The 15550-nt window shown below is 46.7% G+C and carries 7 protein-coding genes; 1 reads left to right on the top strand and 6 read right to left on the bottom strand.

Annotated features, from left to right (window positions below; all coding sequences use genetic code 11):
- Positions 1-359 precede the first annotated feature (359 nt).
- A complete protein-coding gene (locus HGH92_RS33130) occupies positions 360-1676 on the top strand; it encodes a hypothetical protein (protein ID WP_168875154.1) in 1317 nt (438 codons plus the stop codon).
- Between the two features lie 44 nt (positions 1677-1720).
- Here the strand turns inward: HGH92_RS33130 and HGH92_RS33125 are convergent, their stop codons facing one another.
- The 6 genes from HGH92_RS33125 to HGH92_RS33100 form a co-directional block, all read right to left on the bottom strand.
- Positions 1721-3535, bottom strand: coding sequence for a glycoside hydrolase family 105 protein (locus HGH92_RS33125; RefSeq protein ID WP_168875153.1), 1815 nt, complete (start codon positions 3533-3535; stop codon positions 1721-1723).
- Complete coding sequence (locus tag HGH92_RS33120; protein WP_168875152.1) at positions 3535-5430, bottom strand: RagB/SusD family nutrient uptake outer membrane protein; 1896 nt, start codon at positions 5428-5430, stop codon at positions 3535-3537. Before HGH92_RS33120 ends, HGH92_RS33125 begins: the two co-directional genes overlap by 1 nt.
- 30 nt (positions 5431-5460) lie before the next feature.
- Positions 5461-8628: a SusC/RagA family TonB-linked outer membrane protein gene (locus tag HGH92_RS33115; protein WP_168875151.1), complete on the bottom strand. Its 3168-nt coding sequence runs from the start codon at positions 8626-8628 to the stop codon at positions 5461-5463.
- Between the two features lie 266 nt (positions 8629-8894).
- Positions 8895-9308 carry an LIC_13387 family protein gene (locus tag HGH92_RS33110; protein ID WP_168875150.1) on the bottom strand — a complete coding sequence of 138 codons (414 nt, stop codon included), beginning with the start codon at positions 9306-9308 and terminating at the stop codon, positions 8895-8897.
- Positions 9309-9572: 264 nt separating this feature from the next.
- Positions 9573-11558 carry a SusD/RagB family nutrient-binding outer membrane lipoprotein gene (locus tag HGH92_RS33105; RefSeq protein WP_168875149.1) on the bottom strand — a complete coding sequence of 662 codons (1986 nt, stop codon included), beginning with the start codon at positions 11556-11558 and terminating at the stop codon, positions 9573-9575.
- 11 nt (positions 11559-11569) lie between these two features.
- Positions 11570-14827, bottom strand: a complete 3258-nt coding sequence (locus tag HGH92_RS33100; protein ID WP_168875148.1) for a SusC/RagA family TonB-linked outer membrane protein — start codon at positions 14825-14827, stop codon at positions 11570-11572.
- Positions 14828-15550 lie beyond the last annotated feature (723 nt).

The raw sequence follows: 15550 nt of genomic DNA, 5'->3' as shown, positions 1-15550 counted from the left end.
GAATAAACAAATGTTCTGGCATAAGGCTTTCTGAATATTACTTGATTTCACTAATCTAATAACTGAAAATCAATTTACACAATTTTTTTTCGAGCGCCTAACTGTTTTTGTAAAAAGATAAAAATTTGATTCATATTCATATGTAATAGAAAAACAAATGTATTATCTGTTAATACTGTCAAATTTGATACGTCGGCTCAGGAAAAACATGAATATTTGCACACCCGGTTCAATTTTAAGAAAAATCAACGCTCCTGGATAAGCAACAGATAAATGTGCTAAAGTCTGCAGGAAATTACCATAATATTCCCCAATTTTACCAGCATAACTTATCAACCAAAACTATCTTGTAGCTACTTATGGACGAAATAAGAGATAGACGGTACATCAAAGAAATCATCAGTGAATATGCCGCCCGTTTTGACGCCTGGGGCCCACCGGAGTCCTGGGACCTGGACCAGTTCAAGACCCTGGAAAATATGATCCTGGAAGCAACAGATATTACTGTTAATGCTAATACATTAAAAAGATTCTTTCAGCAGCGTACCGGCAATCCACAGCTGGCCACACGAGATGCGCTGTGCCGTTTTCTGGGATACACCGGCTATACAGATTTTGTCACCAAAAGGATACGCGTGGAAGAGACGGCCCACATACCGGCAGAGACCAGCGAGGAGCAACCGCCTGCTACCGTGACCAGCGCGGCAAAATCAAACCGCATCTATCGCTATCTGTTGGGCGCGCTGTTATTAATCGTCGCCGGGTACCTTTTGTATATCCTGAAGCTCAAAGACATTTATACCAACTACCTGTTGTCGGCAATAGAGTTTTCCGTTTCAGACCCAAAAGGCGCTAACCCTGTAACGATAACGGTGTCTTATAATATCCCGTCTCCCCTGCTAAAAGACATCAAACTGGTATACGAAGAGGCCAATGGCGATACTTCTGAAAAACGGCTGACAAGAGAAACAGGCAACGTAAATGCTACATATATCTATGAGGGCGACGGCTACTGCCACCTGCAATATAACGGGCATACCATTAAAACCATCACGATAGAAAACCGTAAACCCGGCTGGTCTGTTTACACCCGCAACGAACGAAAGGGCATTTTCAGGACCCTTCCCATTAGCCAGGCTTATCACAAAGAAGGATATGTGAGCCTTCCCCTGGACAGTGTAGTGGCGGAAGCTCGCCCCGGACACCTGTTTGTAAGTTATGTGTACTATAAGGAAGGACTGGTGGATGGCGATAATTTCATGCTGGAAGCCAGGGTCCGTAACTCAGCGAAAGACTTTGCCATTCCACGTTCCGACGTTATGATGTATATTTTGTCTGATACCGGAAGACATGGATTTGCCTTAAACGAAGCAGGTTATGCCTATATAAAATTCATCAGTGGCGAAAAGAGCATCAAAGGCGATGACTACAACCTGAGCAAATTTAATTTTGATGCTTCAACATGGCACATTATGGGCGTCAAAGTAGAAAAGGGGACGTCTACATTTTTCCTCGATGGACAAAAAATCTATCAGATAGCCTATACCAAACCGATAGGAACAGCCAATGAGTTGATTTTACGGTTCAAGGGATGTGGCGCGGTAGACTACATAAAGCTGCATAAGCTGGATGGACAGCTGGTCTACGAACAAAATTTTGATGAAATAATCCAATAATCAACGGGCGGCCCTGTAACAACAAGGCCGCCCGTCAAGCTGCACTACCGCTGCTTCTGCTGGTCCAGCATCTTCTGTACTTCCATACCGGCAAATATCACGGCAAACGAGCCATGTGTATCATTGTCATAAAAAGGCCTGGTCATATAGTAATTCACATCTTCGGAACACATCGTGCCAACACAAATCTTATGCACGGTGCCATCCTCTTCGATTTCACCGGCAACTGCCTTCCATCCTCTTTCTACAACAGGGGTAAATTTCTTCCGGTCCAGCCATCCCAGCCGGACGCCCCTGGCCATCGCCATCGTAAATATGGCTGTACCCGAAACTTCCTCCGGAGAATCTGCCCGGTTGATAACATTATGCCAGAAACCATCACGGTTTTGATAACGGGCCAGTGAACCCGCGAAATCCCGGTACAGGTCCAGGACCGCTTTGTATTTGGTATGTTCCCTGGGCAAAGCCATCAACACTTCTGTCATTGCCCAGATAGCCCAGCCATTGGCGCGGGACCAGTAAGGCAATTTCACCTGCGGCCGGCGGGAGTAATTGGCATGCATAAAAAGTCGCGCGTCTTTATCCCATACATGTTTGGCGAAATCCAGCACCTGACTGGCGGCATCGTCAAAAAACAATTGCCTTTGTTCAGGGCTGCCGGCATAAAGTCCAGCCTGCATCAAAAAAGGAATGCCCATAAACATATCGTCCACCCATACCGTATATGCTTCCGGGGTAGTGCGGGTGTAGTTGGAATACCCCTCGCTTCTGATCTGCCCTTCCTGCGCATAGTGTATCATTTTATCGATATACGCTTTATAGATGGATTCATTTGCAAAACCTTTCTCTTTACGCAAACGGTAAATAAGCGGTAAAGAGGGGGCCAGTGTAAAGTCCAGCAGCCTGGAACCGATAACCATCGCATTGGCTGAGTTATACGCCCGCAGGCCGTTTACCTGGTAATCCACAAAAGGCGTCCCATTCATCTGGAAATCGCAGAAGTTCACCGCCCATTGACGATACTGCCTTTCGCCGGTCAGCTCGCTCAATTGCTGCATCGCCCACGCTACGCCGCCATTATGGTAATTCCATTGGTAAGTGGTCCCCCAGGCTTTGGCGCCGATCACGTCCCCCAGCACTTCCTTTTTAGGAATAGTCCATGTTACTGGCCCCTCAAGTCCCGGATACATAGTGCCAAAAATAAATTCCTTTTCCGGCGTATGGCCCGCGGTGGCAGTAGTGGCAAAAGGGCCGCAGACGAGCCAGCTGCTCAGCGCGGCCACACTGGTATCAACATGCTTTACATACTTTAATCCAATTTCAGGATACGGCTGCCGCACATTCAATACAGCGTCATGCTCACTGGGAGGCTGTAAAAACACGCACCACTCTTTTCCACTGGTGGCCGACTTTATCAGCAGATCGTTGCTTCCCTTTTTTAATAACACCCGGAAGGAGTCCGACATCGCCATACTCCTCTCATCTCTTACTATAGCAATGTTGCTGTCGCCTTTCTTATCATAAACAAGTGCGCCATTACACCAGATGGTACAGGCGTCATTATGCGCTGTCTGTACGGTAAAGAGGGTATCATGCAATACTGTCAATTGCGTATAGGCGTATGCGACAGCTGCCTTCCCCTTCCCAAACGCCGCCCCGAAATCAACAAAACTTAAACCATTAAAACGTTCATTACGCGCAGGTGATATCAACCGGTAGGCAAACGGTGTTTCACGTATCAGCTTATCACCTATCTTTTTTACCTTATCTACCGGACGCGGGCTTTCTTTTCCCTGCTGTGCCTTGCCATTGGCCAGCACTAAAAGAACAAACAATAAGGTGCTTATATATTTCTTCATCAATAGCCTTTATTCTGTACACAATTGCTGTTTCTGTCTAACTCTGTCTGGAAAACCGGAAGCGCATACTGATTATCTGAGTTCCAGCCAATCGTTCCGGCCCTGCTTTTCTCGTACACTTTTGCTTCGTTAGGGCCAAGTCCCCATCTCCGTACATTGAACCACCACTTTGATTCACCAAAGGTTTCCGCCCACGTTTCATAATACAACGCGTTCAGGGCCAGCTGATCTCTGAAGGCGGGATCTGTAGTATTAGGGTTCAGCTGCGCTTTGGTGATCTTTACACCGGATGCAATGGTGGTATAGTCTACACCAGGCTGACCGGTACCATCGGAAAGCTCCCATGCACGACGGTGTACCCGGTTGATATAGTCCAGCGCCTGTGCATCGTTGTCATTCCCGCTCAGCCTCCAATAACATTCAGCCAGGTTCAGGTACACTTCGGGCAACCGGGTAAAATAAAAATCTGCGCCATGCATGCGCGGGTCCTGGCTTGCCTGCACATCATACAAATTGAATTTGCGAAGGCTCCATCCATGTTTGATAACATCGCTGTTTAACTTCCTGTTCTCCTGGTATTCTGTCTCCACGCTTTGACCATAAGGCAATATGGCCACCCTGCTGGTATTGTTCATAACAGAGTCGACCCATGGCTGATAAGCACATACCCATAAACGAGGGTCCGGGTCAATAGCATACCGCTTCATCGTTTTCATATGCAAACAGGAATCGATATACGAAGATTCAACAGTGCGGCCAGGGGTGCCCAGGTTTTTCATCACCGGATAATATTGCTGGGGGAACCCGAAACGGCCAAGGTTCCGGTCATGCATAAACATATTGCCATAACCGGGCGTCACGCCGCCGGGGGCGCCATTGTCATAGAAGGGCGTAAAAATCAGGCTCACGGCGGATGCGGTGGAAGGACCAGCCATCGCGTTATCACCAGACCTTACGATTGTGATCTGGTGCAGCGCTTCCGTATTATTTATCTCTGTATTGGCATATTGCGGATTACCATTCCACATATTGTAGTAATTCGGAAAACTCATCAGCGACTTGCCGGCATGCTGAACAATATCCAGAAATGCATCGCGGGCCTCGCTCCAGCGTTCTTCATACATTAAAGAACGGCCTAACAGGGCTTCTGCAGCGTAATAGTCAATGCGGCCTTTATCTGCGCCGGTCCAGGTTTTCTTAGCACCGCCGGACGGATCGGTTAAAAGCGCCATTGAACTTTTCAGATCTGATATAATGTAGTCCCAGCATTGTTTGACAGTGCTGCGGGGACGCATTTCATCTTCGCGGGTGCCAATCTTAACGTCTGATGTAAAAAGAATAACACCGGGATTGGCATTATCTCCATTTCCTTTTACTACCACTTCCTGCGCATATAAATTCATCAGGAAGAAATAATGCCACGCACGGAGGTAATAAGCTTCTCCCAGTTTATACCGCAATGCCAGCGTGTCAGCGGCAGACAAACTATTCCCTTTCTTTTGTTTGAAATTGGGAACGATCTGATCTATAAATGTCCTGGACTGTTGTACTCCTCTGTACAAGCCCCGCCACTGTGCGCCGGAGTAGGTATTGGACGAATTCATCCTGAACAGCTGTATGTCATTCCACTCGTTGGTGCCCAGCCACGCCAGATCTCCGGTGTGATCTATATTATACATAAATCTGCCTAATCCGGTAAATCCAAACAGCTCCACGCTGTGGATATTGGCATAGGGGGAGTTCAGGAAATAATCCACCTGGGCCATGCTTTCAGGAAAAATATCCGGGTTTAATACATTGTAGGGCTTGGAGTCGTCGACGAAGTCCTTGTTGCATCCCCATAGCAATGCACTTAAGCCAAGGAACAGGGTGAGTTTTATCATGGAGCGTTTCATGAATCGTATTTTTTTGCTTGATAGAATGGATTAAAACCCGATTTCAATTCCGAAGGAATGAATTCTTGTTCTCGGATATACTTCGGGTGATATAATTCCCTGTGCGAGGGCGCTGGAATTAGGACCGGCAAAACCCGCTTCCGGATCGGCGTTTTTCACTTTTGATATCACAAATAAGTTTTGCCCGCTGTAATAAACCCTGAGCTGCCTTACTTTCAGGCGGCTCAACAGATTTTCCGGAAGATTATAGCCTATCTGCAGATTCTGCAGCCGCAGGAAAGATCCTTTCTGTACATGGTAGTCTGAGATCTTCATATAGTTGCCGTTGGGATCATAGAGGAAGCTGCCTCCGTTCATATAGCCAAACCTTGGTTGGCTTGTCAGGCCGTTGCCATACATAAACGAGCTGTTGAATACATTCGCGGTAGTGTTAAAATCGCTGTAGATGCTATTAAAGTATCCATCCATCCCGTTATAGACATCGTTACCATATACACCATTAAAGAAACAGGCCAGGTCAAAATTCCGGTAGGACAGGCCAATATTAAACCCATAGGTCATTTTAGGCAGCGGACTGCCGATCACTGTCCTGTCCTGCTCATTGATGGTATTGTCGCCATTCAGATCTTCATACCACAGGTCTCCCGGGCCTGAACCGCTGGAATACCACCATGCGGCGCCTGAATTTTTTGCTTTCGCATTCAACTCGTCAATGGTCTTCTGGTCCGGTATGATCCCTTTTGTCTTAAACCCGTAGAATTGTGAAACAGGTGAGTTCAGTTGCGTACGGGTAACGGTCCCTGACCTGTATTCCCCTGCATAGCCGGCATCAATGGGCAGGCTTTCCCCTCCGAAAGACAATATTTTATTGCGGTTGATGGCAGCGTTAAAGCCAAGCTCCACGCCAAACTGACCGAACCGCTCTTTATAGTTGACAGTCACTTCAAACCCTTTGTTCCTCATTTTACCCAGGTTCATATCCAGCACATAGGTGTCCGGAGAGGAGTGGCCGTTGGCCATACCGGAGCTGGGAGGCAGATTGCGCTGGTACAGCATGTCTTTCGTGTCCCGGATGTAATAGTCCAGTGTCAGATTTAGTTTGTTATTAAACAGTCCTACGTCTACCCCGATATTAGAGGTGGTAACTGTTTCCCAGCGAATGTTTTCATTCGCCACACGTCCGATTCCCCATCCGTTCACAGCGCTGGTCCCAGGCAATTCATTGAATTGTGTTTTATCATAGTTGGCCAGCGAGGGGATATATACGTAGCTACCCACGCCATCATTGCCCAGGCTGCCGTAGGACACTCTCAGTTTGAGGTCAGACAACTGCCTGAACCTGTCTTTCATAAAACCTTCTTCTGATATCCTCCAGCCGGCGGCGGCAGACGGAAAATTACCTGTCCTGTATTTCGGGGCAAACCGGTCACTTCTGTCCTGGCGCAGGTTGGCTTCAAAAAGATATTTATCCTGATAGGTATAACTCACCCTTCCGAAATAACTAAGCATACGGGAGATACCATAATCCATCTCTGAGGAACGTCCGCTCGTATTAGGCGGCACATTACTCAACAAAGACGATTCTGAAAATCCGACAGGAAAAGCATCGGGTATTAACGGCATCGTATAGGCTGAGTTGACAGCATAGATGGAGCCGGAGAGGTTATCGACAGAAGACCGCCGTCCTTCCATGCCTGCCAGTAGCTTAAACTCATGGGCGCCGATCTTTTTGTCATAGGACGTCACAATGTTCCCCACATAGGCCATTGACAGGCTGCTTTGTTTTCTGAGATTGTCTTTCTGCTGATTGGACTGACCGGAAACATACCACTTAGCTTCAAATTGACGGGCCATCGTAGTGGTGAAATTTCCGCCACCGGTGGCACGTACATGGAGGCCGTCTACCGGTTCAACATCGATATACAGATTACCTTCGATTTCCGGCGCTGTATATCTTCGGTCGATCGTGTTGACATAGGTGGCCCAGTTACCGCCGTTATAGTTATTGGAGGCAGGCAGACCGCCCCAGGAACCGTCGTCATTTTTCATCCGCATCAGTGGGGTCGATCTGAAAGGCAGTGCATACGCGCCCACCTGGTTACCGGATATCACCGGCGGATTTTCCGAATAGGAATACAGGTTCAGTCGTTCTCCTGCTTTTACCCTTTTTCCGAGATCATAGTCGCTGTTAACCCGCAGGCTGTATCGTTCAGACCAGGAATTGATGACAATTCCGTCCGCTCTTCTGTAGCCCGCAGAGACATAATAGTTTTGTTTGGCACTGCCGCCGCTGATGGACACATTGTAGTTCTGCTCCCTTCCAGTGCGGTACAGATAATCCACCCAGTCTGTATTGACCGATTCATCCCAGTCGGGCGCCGCTGGCTTGATAGCGGCCCAGGCCCGCTTATAATCCGGTGTACCCAGCAGTTTAGGCAGGAAAGTGCCCTGACTGAAACCCTGGTTCATCGACACGTCCACATTCATCCTTTCCTTGCGGGAACCTTTTTTAGTGGTCACCAGGATCACGCCGCCTGCCGCCCTGGCACCGTAAATGGCTGCTGAAGAGGCATCTCTGAGCACCTGTATGCTTTCAATGTCCCTGGGGTTCAGGTTAAAGCCGGTATTACCGATGGCCGGCACCCCGTCAACCACATATAATGGCGACATGCCCCGGATATTTCCCACGCCCCTGATCACAATTGTTCCGGTAGATCTCGGGTCGCCGCTTCCGTTGGTCACCTGCACCCCGGCAGCGCGCCCCTGCAGCAGGCTGGCCACGCCGGTGACGGCTGTTTTGGAGATATCCTTTGTGTTGACGGACGAAACAGCGCCTATCAGGTTAGCTTTTTTCTGTGCGCTGTAACCGATCACTACGATGTCCTGCAGCTGTTTGGATGTGGCGGTCAATGTTACAGTCACCGTGGTATGCTGCCGCCCTACTGCTACTTTATAATCTGCAAATCCGGTACTGCGGATGACCAGGCCCGATGGATCTTTGGTTACCCTGATGGTAAACTGCCCATTGGCATCTGTGGTCGTTCCGTTGGAAGTTCCGTCCTCCATGACGGTAGCACCGGGAACCGGCTCATTTTGTTCCGAAACAACAACTCCCTTCACCACAACAGGAAGCTCCTGTGCGCTCGCGGACAATGTTAGCAGGAGCAATACAAGGCTAAAGAGCTTGCACATTTTCATTCGTGGAAAAATAATTCCATAGGGATTTGATCGCTGTTCACCACAGCAGGCATTTTGTTTTTTCATATACGTAGAAATTGCGGCTGATTTTAACTCAATCGTTTCCACGCAAAATAGAATGGCAGGCAGGCGGGGTCAAATTAAACAGGCTCAAAAGGCGGGACAAAGTACGGACAAAGTCGGAACAAAATTATATCTACCTCAAAATCAATTAATTAAGAACAAACAGTAGAGAGCCGGGAAAGGGGTATTTACTACCCCTTGTCTCACATCATCAGCAGTATATAAGAAGCCATAAAACAGGTCCATGCTGCTGTAATGAGCAAGAACACCGGTTTAAACCAATACTTTCGGGCTATCCAAACATAAAACGCCATGGTGAGCAACGTCAATAACAATAAAAACTGGCTGGACTTGAGGAAGGTGAAATTGTACAACGCCAGGTAAAAATTGATGATCCCGACAAAGGCGGCGCCGCTACCATGTGTGGCATTAAATCCCATCCATGATTTCCACATTGTCAATTTTTCTGTCATTTGCAACGGCGAAATTTTCATGTCTGCTATCAGTTTTTCATTGCGGGGGTATAGCATGTTTGTCCACAATGTAGCGCGGACATGAGAAAGTCCTGCCAGGCCGATAATGGCCGAACCTGTCACCCAGAGATATTGAGCTACCATATATTATTATTTTTTCTATCGCAAAAGTAACGGGCAAACAGCTCCGGGTGAATGAACCTGGGTTAAGAAATAGGATTGAAATGAGCACTACTTCCAAACATCACTATACTTCAAATAAGCAGGGCCGCAGGAATACGGCCCTATCTTTTGTCATCATCTATTATTTAAAACTCATGACAGGATTTTACCGACCTGCCAGAAGATCTTGTTTTTATGTACATTTTGTTTTTGAGAAGTCTTCCTTTCCCTATGTTTTAAAGGCTACTATTCCAATGCATTCTTCCATTTGGTAGTCCGGCCGGTAAACCATACAGGGAGGTCCGGATTGTTGGAAGCGCTGATAATTGACCAACCGTCCGGATCAGAAGCCTGAATACTGCTTGGATAGGTCATTCTTTCTTTCCATTTGAATCTTTCATACATGGAAGCAGGATTGGTACCCAGGTATTTAATTAATCGGCGCGCAGCGGTATATGGCACTTCGAAGTTCAACATATTATAATGCAACTGGAGCTGATTAAAAATTGCCTGCACTTGTTGCGCACTTGACATGGCATCAAATTTCTGCGCTGCATTTTCCGCATATACATTGGCGTTGTATTCCATGGCAGGTCTGGCATTGATCCTCGAATCATCCATCGTTGTTGGCATGGCCGGCAGCGTGGTCTTGGAATATTGATTAGAATTGTTCAGTTCGTACCAATATTTGCAGGATAAGATAATCGCATTCTTATAGTGATCGCGGGCAGCGCCATTCAACTGCCCCAGGCCTCTTACCGCAGCTTCAGCCAGGGAAAGCTCTGTTTCAACCGCATGAATGGTCGGATACTTCAGTGCAAAGTTAAATTGGGAGCGTACGTTGTACTCAGCAACGAGGTTGTTTTCAGTACCCACGTTCCATCCATTGTCATCATAATTGGCAACTCTGCTGCGGAGTGTATTTAACAGAAATGCTTCCCGTTTACTCAGGTCCGCTTTGGAGGCAGCATCCAACACGATTGACTGGCTGTTATTTACACCATAATAAAATGTTGTCTTTGAAATATCAGTCAGGATAGGATCATTGATATACAAGCCACGCAGCACTTTATTTAAATAGCTGTTAGGATCAGTATTGCCATCCCATTTTGTATCAACTCCCAGGTATCTGCCTTTCCAGTCTGGAGCGAAAATGTAGGCAACACGCGGGTCAACGGTACCATCCAATAAACCGGTCGTAGAGTTATCACCGCTAAAATAGTATAGGGTTTGTCCGTTTACCACCTTGCTGCCCATGGTCGGTTGGCAATACATCACGTCCTGCAGGAATTTTTTCCCGGCACGGCAGTCGTCCGCCCTTTCCCTGTACGCGCGGGTAATACCTAATTCATTACAAATCCGGTTAAGCGCAATAACGGCTACGTCGGCCACACCAGCTACATCGTTATAGTCAGTCAGCAGCGGCTTGCCTTGCAGCTCGGTAAGCACCTGCCTTGTAAGTGCAGGCAAAACTTCGCTTACATTCATCGCACAACGCAGTCTTAATGAATTAATATACTTGCGCCATTTTAAAATATTTCCGCCGAAAAGGACATCCTGCTGGTTAAATGATGCCTGCTCGGTAGTGGTAAGCGTCAGCTTCGTCAACACGTCTTCGGCAGCTTTAAAATCACTGATTATTTTCGGATAGATGTCCGATTGGCCGAGGTATTTTGCTTTAACGCCATCAAGTCCACCTGCAGAACCTGTTTCTATGTAGGGGATCTTGTCGTACATGTCGGTTGCCCTTTGATAGGCATAACCTTTTAACACATGCATTAACGTGATATACAGACTATCCAGATTGGTCCGCTTAGCTTGCGGCGTCAGGTTGTATTCACGTTGTGCCCAAAGTATCGGCGTGATCCACTGTGTATTAACAAAATTAAAAACAGATTCGTTAAATCCGCCCGTGCCCCAGTCATGCTCAACATCTGCAAGCGTGTAGGTGCTTCCTTCCGTGGTAACGTTATAAATCTGAACGGCATTCGCCATAATCCTGTCCCCGCTTCTTACCTGGTGATAAACAGAACCATAATCACCACTAAGAAAGAAGCCCTGGGTCAGCTGAGAAGTGAAGAACCCGGCGATAACGCTTACTCCGGACTTATCAGCCATGTCTTTCGAATAGCCATCAGGATTCTGGTACAGATCGTCCAGTTTCTTCTTACATGCCACAGAAGATAGTAACAACGTAAGCAAGAAAAATGATTTTAAGTGTATATATTTCATCTTAGTTGTTTTTAGAATTTAGTTTTGATAGAAATACCTATTGAACGCTGTGAGGGTAATGCAGTTGTTCCATAGGAACCTACGCCCCATCCGGTACCGTTGGTTGATTCAGGTACTGAATTGGGTGCGGCTTTATAGAGGTAACCCACATTGTTGGCAAAAACTGATATGATCAGGCTGCTCATGCGGATCTTCTGAGAGAGCTTTGAGCTCACGGTGTAATCGATAGCTATATTGCGCAGTGCTACATAATCGCTTTTAAAGATCCTGTCTTCAGGGAAGAAGCCATTTGAAAAATAAGAGTCATAGTAATAGTTGTCAGCGGAAACCACTTTGGTGTTCGTTTTACCGTCAGTGCTAACACCGTCCAATATCACACCATCGTGAAAGGTGGGGCCGCCATTGGGATTTGTGCCCGCCACTTTTTTGGAATTCGCATCTAAATAATAAGCAGCGCCGCCATGTGCCTCGTCTCTGTATTTCAATGTTTCGTTTAACGCGCCGGCAGCCATCATATAGGTTTCTGAACCGGACAGGAAAGTAGCGCCAAACTGGTAATCAATGTTTGCGATAAGACGTATTTTTTTGTAGGAAAAAGACGTAAAAAATCCGCCTGTCACATCAGGGATCGTTTTACCGATCAACTTCGCCGTGCTCTTATAATCATAGGCCGATCCGGCAGCATTGACAACTCTTTTTCCATTGTTCGGGTCATTCGCATCATTTGGATTGTTATAGGTGTAGGTAGATTTGGTCAGGTAAAGCTGGCCATATTCCTCACCCACATTCGCCACTGCATTCACTGCGCCGAAAGCATTCCATAAGGTGAGCGATTGCAGTTTTCCATCCAGTTTTTCCACATATGTTTTACCGTGTGCAAACATCAGGTTCACGTCCCATTCAAAGTCTTTCGTTAAAATGGGTTTTGTTTTAATCGCCAGCTCCCATCCTTTGTTCATCACATTACCAGCGTTCATCCTCACATTTTTAACACCCATTCCCGGAGGAGCTGCTACTGCCATGATCTGGTCGTAGATATTTGATTTGTAATAAGAGAAATCCACACCAATCCTTCTGTTCTGGAGCAGGTATGTTTCAAAACCTACTTCGAATTCGCGTTTACGCTCAGGTTTCAAATTGGGCTGACCATCGGTACCCATAGGAGGAAGATCGGCCGGAGGGGTAAGCACATAACCACCACCAGTTTGAGAAGTAGAATAGTTCACGTTGCTGAAATAGCGTGGTCCGGGACGTCCCACATCGGCCCATGAAGCCCTTACTTTAGCATAATCAAATACTGCCGGCAATTTCAGGCTTTCGCTCAGTATCCACGCTGCGCTTATACCAGGGTAGAAATAACTGTTCTGGTTTGGAGGTAAAATAGACGACCAGTCTTGTCTGGCCTGTGCCTCTATATACACCTGGTTTCTCCATGCCAGTTGCGCCGATCCCAGCAAGCTGTATAGGATATCCTGCCCGTTTGTAAACTGGTACTGGGGCTGCACGCCCAATGGCAAGTTATTAAATGAGAAATAGTTTGGAATAACCAGCTGTCCATAACCATTCACAGATGCGCCTTTCCCTTCCGTGTAATTTTTCCTGATCACGCCACCCACAAAACCAGACAAATCAAAATCGCTGTTTATTTTGGTATTGAAGTTAAGCATACCCTGGCCATAGGTGTTCTTATAGACATTTGTTACATCGCTGTACATGAAGCCACTATTAGGGCCAATTAACTGCGGGTCCAGCAATTTGCCTTTATACTCGTTCCTCTCGGTACTATAATCTATGCCACCCATCAACGTAGCACTGAATATATTGGTGAGTTTTATATCGGCAGACAAAGACTGGATATTGTGTAGTCTTGTAAAGGTAGATTTATTCTGGAGCTGGTCCCATAGATAACCAACCACTCCTTTCCTGCCATTGGAAATCAAATTTCTCAGGCTTGGGTTGGCGAAGTAATTATATCCGTCAGGTGTTAGCAAATGCGATTTTAATAAGCCTACATTGATATCAGCGCTAAATGCCCCGATCTCCGCCTGCTGGCCTTCCCCGTTCATGGTGCTCAGGTTGGCGGCATTCACGTTTTTGGAGATATAAAAGTTGCCGGTATATTTAAGAGTGACGTTATTGTTTAACTTGTAGGACGCATTCAGGCTGAAAGTATTTTTGTTATAATCTGAACCTGGCCTGATAGGGGTCATACTTAAATTAGTGTATGAAAAACGGATCTGTCCCTGGTCGTTTCCTCCGCTTAAAGCCACATTGGTTGTGTTCTGATGCCCGGTTTGGTAAAGATCATTATAAATATTTTTGGTTTGTGCCTGCCATGGTCTTTCCACGCCATCCCACCACAACAGCTTCACGCTCGGGTCAAATTTTGGTCCAAAGGCAGCTGCACCAAAACCATCTCCTAATGTAGTTGCCAGCGCTCTCTTTCCATTTGCATCAATATAATATCCCTGGGCGTCATTCCTTGAGTTGCTGGGACTGGAGCCTGTTCCATATTCATTTTGTAATTTAGGAAGGAATGCTGCACGGTCCCATGAAGTTGTAAAAGAAGCAGCCACGCCCAGTCCTTTGCCTTTGGCGCCGCTTTTAGTGGTAATCAACAGTACGCCGTTGGCCCCTTCACTACCATACAGTACTGATGCTTTCGCTCCTTTCAAAATTTCCATGGAAGCGATGTCATCGGGGTTGATATCGTTAATACCAGTTCCATTGTCACGGTCGGTAGCCCCGAAACCCATTTGCGTATTCTGGTCATGAATAGGAACACCATCTACAACGATAAGCGGACGCGTTGATGAATTCTGATCAAAAGATACCGCATTACGGATGTTGATTTTCATCCCGGCAGAAGGACCGGCTGCCGTAGCTGCCACCTGTACGCCGGGAGCGGCCCCGTAGAGCGCCTGTAAGGCATTGGTAGGTGTGCCGCTGGCCAGGATCCTGTCATTATCGATTTTGGATACCGCATATCCCAGGGCTTTAGATTGTTTTTTGATACCCAGGGCGGTAACCACCACTTCATCAGCGGTCCGGACATTGGCGACCAGTGTTATCTGCATCGAAGATGTGGCCGGCAGTTCCTGGGTTACAAACCCAACATAAGAAATGACCAGCTTTGCATTTGGTTGTACATTGATGGTAAAATGACCACCCTTACCGGTAGGCACCCAGTTAGAGGTACCCTTTTCACTCACGGTGGCTCCCTCAAGAACGTTGCCGGTGGCGTCCTTGATCGTACCTGAAACCGCCATTTTTCCTTGCCCATAGGCAAACATGCTCCCTATGCAAAAAAGCATAAAAAGCAAAAGACATCTTTTGGTTGACTGCATCATCTTATTTTTTAGAATTGAATAGAAATGGTTTTAGTATAATATCAAGCATAGAGATCTGCCGGTTGCGGGCGCAGGCATCCGTTACATCAATCAGCGATCGATGTGGTCAAAACCTATCATATCAAACATACAGTGCTGATGATACTGACGGTAGGCAGAGAAATAGAGATAGTGCATTAAGGCATTCAGGCGAAACTGGCTTCCCCGCCGGATAAAGGGTATTACCCGTTCTCCCGGGCAATTTTAATCCCGTTGATATGACTGGATCTATTGGAGTGCTCTTTTGTGAAACCGGTGCTCTTTTTTTGGTCCATACTTTCTTGCAAAAGCGGTAGCTATGCGCTATTTCAACCTCCGTAGCCCATGTCCGGCTGTTTTGATATACGGGATAAAGGTGCCGTGCCTGAAAGACATTACTTACTGCTCACCAACGCTACCTGACGATAAAAACATTTTAACGTGCATATACCTGGAATAACAAGTGATTGATAAAAAACTGATTTAGTGATAACTCTGGTTGATTACTTAAAGGCAGTCCGATCTTTCAAATTTCTGCTGATCTTAGTTGAGTTTATTGTTTAGGAAGTAAATGTTGTAGGTTCCTTCGCGCTGGACGAAATATGCTAAACGTTTTTTCGCTCT

Origin of the sequence: Chitinophaga varians (assembly GCF_012641275.1) — a bacterium.
GTDB classification, from domain to species: Bacteria; Bacteroidota; Bacteroidia; order Chitinophagales; family Chitinophagaceae; genus Chitinophaga; species Chitinophaga varians_A.
The sequence above is the reverse complement of the archived record's forward strand: the minus strand, read 5'-3'. Positions and strand labels throughout refer to the sequence as shown.